Origin of the sequence: Actinoplanes sp. NPDC051633, from assembly GCF_040681735.1 — a bacterium.
GTDB lineage: Bacteria > Actinomycetota > Actinomycetes > Mycobacteriales > Micromonosporaceae > Actinoplanes.
This window is the reverse complement of sequence record NZ_JBFAZH010000608.1, coordinates 1-4,816: the sequence shown is the minus strand read 5'-3', so window position 1 is coordinate 4,816 and position 4,816 is coordinate 1. Positions and strand designations below refer to the sequence as shown.

Sequence of the window (4,816 nt, the reverse complement as noted above, 5' to 3'; positions counted from 1 at the left end):
GCGGCCGGGATGAGCACGGCGGCCATCACGCGGACGGTGTGCCGGGAGGCCTCCGGCAGCGGCGCGTCATGGAGCTGACCGTGGGGCGCCGGCTGGGGGGCTGCGCCGGGCGCGGGAGGCTGCCGGTACGGCGCCTGGTCGGTCATGGCTTGGCATTATGCACCCGCCGACGGCCAAGTTTTCCGTCCGGAAGGGGTTCACATCCGCGTGGCGCGGCCGATGGTTCCACTACGCCGGAACCATGTGGCGGTGGTGGAGGGACAACGAGATGCGAGCGGACAGGTTCCGGGCATTCCGGGCCATGGTGGAGCGGTTCGGCCGGGATGGCCTGGAACCGCTCGCCGCGCTGGTCGTCATCGTCGTCCTGCGCCAGTTCGGGCTGTCCGGCAACACGCCGCTGTGGTGGATCGCCGTGGCCCTGGTGGCCGGCGCCGCCTGGCAGCAGTCCGGTGTGCAGCGGTGGGTCTCCGGCGGCCGGCCGGGCGGCCGGCTGTGGCTCCGGATCGCCGTGCACGTGCTGCTGACCACCGCCGTCATGTACATGGTCGGGTGGGGCGCGCTGCTCGCGGTCGCGCACCTGCACATCTTCACGCTGTACCTCAGGGCGGACGGCTCCCGGTCGTGGAAGCCGCTCGCCGTCAGCAGCGCCGTCTCCATCGGGCTCGGCGAGCTGGCCTTCATGACCGGGCTCCTGGAAAGCTACCTGCCCCTGCCCCAGGGCCACGGCGTCTCCATGCTGATCGCTCTGGGCACGCTGACGACCGCCCGCGTGATCGGGCACTCCACCGAGCAGCGGGAGCGGGCCGAGGCCGCGCTGCGGGCCGGCGAGGAGCGGTTGCGGGCGCTGCTGCGGGACGGCTCCGAGGTGATCACCATGTCGGAGGCGAACGGCACGGTCACCTACGCCAGCCAGGCCATCGCCCAGGTGATGGGCTATTTCCCGAACGACGTGGCCGGCAAGCGGCTCCGGGAGTACGTGCACCCGGACGATCTGCTGGCCGATGCCGAGCTGCACGAGCGGGTGCTGGCCGCCGACGACAGCGTCGAGCACACCGCCGAGATGCGGTTCCGGCACGCCGACGGCGCCTGGCACTGGCACGAGGTCATCCTGCGCAACATGCTGTCGCACCCCCAGGTGCACGCCGTGGTCGGGCACCACCGGGACATCACCGAGCGCCGGGCGGTACAGGACCGGATCGCGCACGCCGCCGCGCACGACAGCCTCACCGGGCTGGCCAACGGGCCGACGCTGACCCGCGACCTGGAGCGCGCCCTCGCCCACGGCACCCGCTACCAGCACCCGGTCGGGTTCCTCTTCCTGGATCTGGACGGCTTCAAGCTGGTCAACGACACGTACGGGCACGAGGTGGGCGACCGCCTGCTGAACGCCATCGCGGACGTGGTGCGCCGGACCGTCCGCGACACCGACACGGTGGGCCGGCTGGGCGGCGACGAGTTCGGCGTGGTGCTCACCCGGGTCGGCGGCGCGGACGAGGCGATGGCCGTGGCCTCCCGCATCATCGAGGGCATCGAGCGCAACAGCTCGGTCGCCGGCCTGCGCCTCGACGTGGGCTGCAGCATCGGCGTGGCGATGGCCTTCCCCGGCGGCACCGACGCGAAGACCATGCTGCGCCACGCGGACGCGGCGATGTACCGGTCGAAGCGCCGCACCCGCAACGGTTACGAGCTGTACGTCGAGGAGGACCTCGACGCGCCCTGGCTCAACTACTGACCGGTCAGCCCGTGATCCGTCAGCCCGGTCGCCGGTAGCCCGCGATCGGCCCCCGGTCGATGGACGCCATGCGCACGTGGTCGCCGGTGTGCGGGGCGTGCACGACCTTGCCACCGCCGATGTAGAGGGCGACGTGGTGCAGGCTGCCCGGATAGTAGAAGACCAGGTCGCCGGGTTGCAGGTCGGCCTTGCCGATCGCCCGGCCCTGACCCCACTGATCCCTCGTGTAGTGCTCGAGGTGCACGCCGACGGCGGCCCACGCGGTCTTGGTCAGGCCGGAGCAGTCGTAGCCGCCGGGGCCCTCGGCGCCGAACACGTACGGCTTGCCGATCAGCGAGCACGCCTTCTGCGCGGCCCGGCCGCCCTTGTCGTTGGTGTAGGTGACCGGGCAGGGGCCGGTGCGCAGCGGGCCGTCGTCCTGTCCGGCGTCGCCGTACGCCTGGACCCGGAGCTTCTGCAGGTCGGCGATCTTCTTCTCGATCGAGGCCTTGCTGCGGGCCAGCGCGGTGTCCTGGGTGGCCAGCGTCGCGGTCAGCGTGTCCAGGTCGGCCTTGTCGGAGGCCAGCTTGTCGCGCAGGTCGGAGACGTCCTTGACCTCGGCCCGCTGGTGCTTCGCGTACTGGTCCAGGAACATCAGCTTGTCGGTCAGCCCACCCGGGTCGCCGGTCATGATCAAGGCCTTGACGGCTCCGGGCGACCCCTGCTTGTACGCGTCCGCGGCCAGGCCCCGCACCTGCGCCATGGCGACGTTGACCTCCACCTCGAGCGGGGTCAGGCGCTTCTGGAGGGCCGCCTGCTGCCGGCGGTTGGCGACCAGCTTGTTGTGCACGTTGTTGTACTGCTCGATGACCGGCTCCAGCTTGTTCCACTGCTGGTCGATCTGGTCCTCGACGCTGCCGGGCGAAGGCACTGAAGGCACGGCCTGCGCCGGGGCGACGGGGACGACGATGGTGGCCGCGACGGCGGCAAGAACGCAGAGCAGGCGACGGGCTGCGCGGCTCACGTTAGGGCGTATCCCTTTCTTCCCTCGGCCGCCGACCGGGTTAGCTGACGGGTTCGGAAGGGAAGCGCTCCCGGCCGCAGACCTCGCGGCTTCACCCCATGGGACTTCGTGGGTCCCCGGCTCACTCAACGTGATTGGGCGGTGGCCGGACAGGTCGCCCGGGGGTGGGCGATGGGGGCTGTCAGGCCGGGCACCACCGTACTAGCAAAGGGGTTGATCGGAAACTCGACGCCCGGGAGTGACTTACAGTGGCCATCTGCTGACGGCCGCACTGAGCCACGGCACCACGACCACCACGGTCGGGAGCACCAGCAGGGCGACGGCGACGACCACGACGACGGCGGTCAGCGCGGGCGAGGTCGTCATCGCCCCGGCGAGCCGGTCGAGTCGCCGGCCGCGGCCGTCTCCCCCGTCGCTCAGTCGTTCCAGGGCCCCGCGCACCGTTCGCGGGCCGACGCGGGCGGCCGCCGCGTCGTCGGCCACCATCTCGAGCAGCAGGTTGACCGCGTCCAGCGGCGCCCGCGACCGCAGCGGCCGCGGCACCGCCTTGTAGAACGCGGTGAACGACTCGCGGACCAGCTCGTGGCGGTGCCGCAGGTGGGCCTGCTCGTGCGCGATGACGGCGGCGACCTGCGCGTCGTCGAGCACGTCGAGAGCGCCACCGGTGAGCACGACGCGAGGCTCCCGGCCCGCGACGCAGTAGGCGAGCGGCTGGGCGCCGTCCAGGATCCGGAGATTGTCCACATCGAGGCCGGCGCGCTGCTCGGCCCGATCCAGCAGATCCACCAGCAGCCGGTGCCGGGCGCGCCTGGCGCGGGACCGCCACATCACCCCGGCGAGGGACACCAGCAGCCGGACGACGATCAGCGCGGCCACGGCCAGGGCGGCGACCAGCACGGCCACCGCGACCCGGCGGCCGCTGCCCGCGGCGCGGACCAGCTCCTCCGGCCCGGCGAGCACCACGCCGAGCGCGCACAGCACGCCGGCCAGGGTGATCGCCTGCCAGAGCAGCACCGCGGCGGCGGGCGCGCGGTCCGGCCAGCGGGCGCCGGCCAGCGCGCCGGGCACGACCAGCGACAGGGTCAGCCCGAGCGCGCCGAGCAGCAGCGCGGTCACGCCTTTTTCGCGGCCTCGATGGCGGCGGCGATGGCGTCCGGCGGGAGCTGACCGACGAAGTACGCCAGAGCCGCGTCCTGATCGGGCGTGTCGCTCAGGGCGTCCAGCATGAGGCTCGCGGTCATCTGCTCACGGGTCTGCGCCGGCGCGTACCGGTAGGCCCGGCCGTCCTTCTCCTGCACCACCACGGACTTCTTCGCCAGCCGGTCGAGCACGGTCATCACCGTCGTGTAGGCAAGGCCGCGCCCGCTCAGCCGCTCGTGGACCTGCCGCACCGTGAGCGGCTCCCCCGCCGCCCACAACTGCGTCATGACCTCGCGTTCCAGGTCTCCCAGCGCCATGTGAGCCAGTCTACTGCACGACGTCGTACTACGCGACGTAGTATCTACTACAGGACGTCGTAGGGGAGCCTCGCATGGACGTGCTCGACCTGACCCGGCTGCAGTTCGCCGTCGTCACGATCTACCACTACTTCTTCGTGCCGCTGTCGATCAGCCTGGCGGCGATCGCGGCCGGGCTGCAGATCGCGTGGCTGCGTACCCGTCAGGATCGGTTGCTGTTCCTGACGAAGCTGACCGGGAAGTTGTTGATCATCACCTTCGCCGTCGGCGTCGTGACCGGGCTGGTGCAGGAGTTCCAGTTCGGCATGGGATGGAGCGCGTTCGCCCGCTTCTACGGCGACGTCTTCGGCCCGACGCTGGCCATCGAGGGGATGCTCGCGTTCTTCCTCGAGGCGACGTTCCTCGCGCTGTGGTATTTCGGCTGGGACCGGCTGCCGCGGATGCTGCACCTGGCGACGATCGTCGTGGTGGCGATCGGGACACTGCTGTCGGCGTTCATCATCCTGGCCGCCAACTCGTTCATGCAGAACCCCGTCGCGTACGAGCTCGACCCGGCGACCGGGCGCGCGCATCTCACCTCGTTCACCGAGCTGCTGACCAACAAGGTCAACCTGGCCGCCTTCC

The 4,816-nt window shown here is 71.3% G+C and carries 5 protein-coding genes and 1 riboswitch; of the genes, 2 read left to right on the top strand and 3 right to left on the bottom strand.

The genetic code is table 11. The features are described from left to right. Positions 1 to 268 precede the first annotated feature (268 nt). On the top strand, positions 269 to 1,732 hold the full coding sequence (locus AB0M20_RS27820; protein ID WP_364303107.1) for a diguanylate cyclase: 1,464 nt from the start codon (positions 269 to 271) through the stop codon (positions 1,730 to 1,732). Positions 1,733 to 1,751: 19 nt separating this feature from the next. Here AB0M20_RS27820 and AB0M20_RS27815 read toward each other — a convergent pair whose 3' ends face one another. The 3 genes from AB0M20_RS27815 to AB0M20_RS27805 all read right to left on the bottom strand — a co-directional run bounded on the left by AB0M20_RS27815 (position 1,752) and on the right by AB0M20_RS27805 (position 4,192). Further along, positions 1,752 to 2,735, bottom strand: coding sequence for an NlpC/P60 family protein (locus tag AB0M20_RS27815; protein ID WP_364303105.1), 984 nt, complete (start codon positions 2,733 to 2,735; stop codon positions 1,752 to 1,754). A 14-nt stretch (positions 2,736 to 2,749) separates the two neighbouring features. Next, a riboswitch (cyclic di-AMP (ydaO/yuaA leader) is annotated at positions 2,750 to 2,886 on the bottom strand. Positions 2,887 to 2,978: 92 nt separating this feature from the next. Continuing rightward, positions 2,979 to 3,851, bottom strand: a complete 873-nt coding sequence (locus AB0M20_RS27810) for a M56 family metallopeptidase (protein WP_364303103.1) — start codon at positions 3,849 to 3,851, stop codon at positions 2,979 to 2,981. Then, complete coding sequence (locus AB0M20_RS27805) at positions 3,848 to 4,192, bottom strand: BlaI/MecI/CopY family transcriptional regulator (RefSeq protein WP_364303101.1); 345 nt, start codon at positions 4,190 to 4,192, stop codon at positions 3,848 to 3,850. The genes AB0M20_RS27810 and AB0M20_RS27805 overlap by 4 nt, the downstream gene beginning before the upstream one ends. 74 nt (positions 4,193 to 4,266) lie before the next feature. On the opposite strand from AB0M20_RS27805, the gene AB0M20_RS27800 reads away from it, so the two are divergent. Beyond that, the coding region (locus AB0M20_RS27800; RefSeq protein ID WP_364303099.1) for a cytochrome ubiquinol oxidase subunit I at positions 4,267 to 4,816 on the top strand (550 nt) is incomplete at its 3' end.

What these genes read in the sequence shown, in the direction of transcription:
- AB0M20_RS27820 (WP_364303107.1), top strand. Translation starts at nt 269, where the DNA reads ATGCGAGCGGACAGGTTCCGGGCATTCCGGGCCATGGTGGAGCGGTTC.
- AB0M20_RS27805 (WP_364303101.1), bottom strand. Translation starts at nt 4,192, where the DNA reads ATGGCGCTGGGAGACCTGGAACGCGAGGTCATGACGCAGTTGTGGGCG.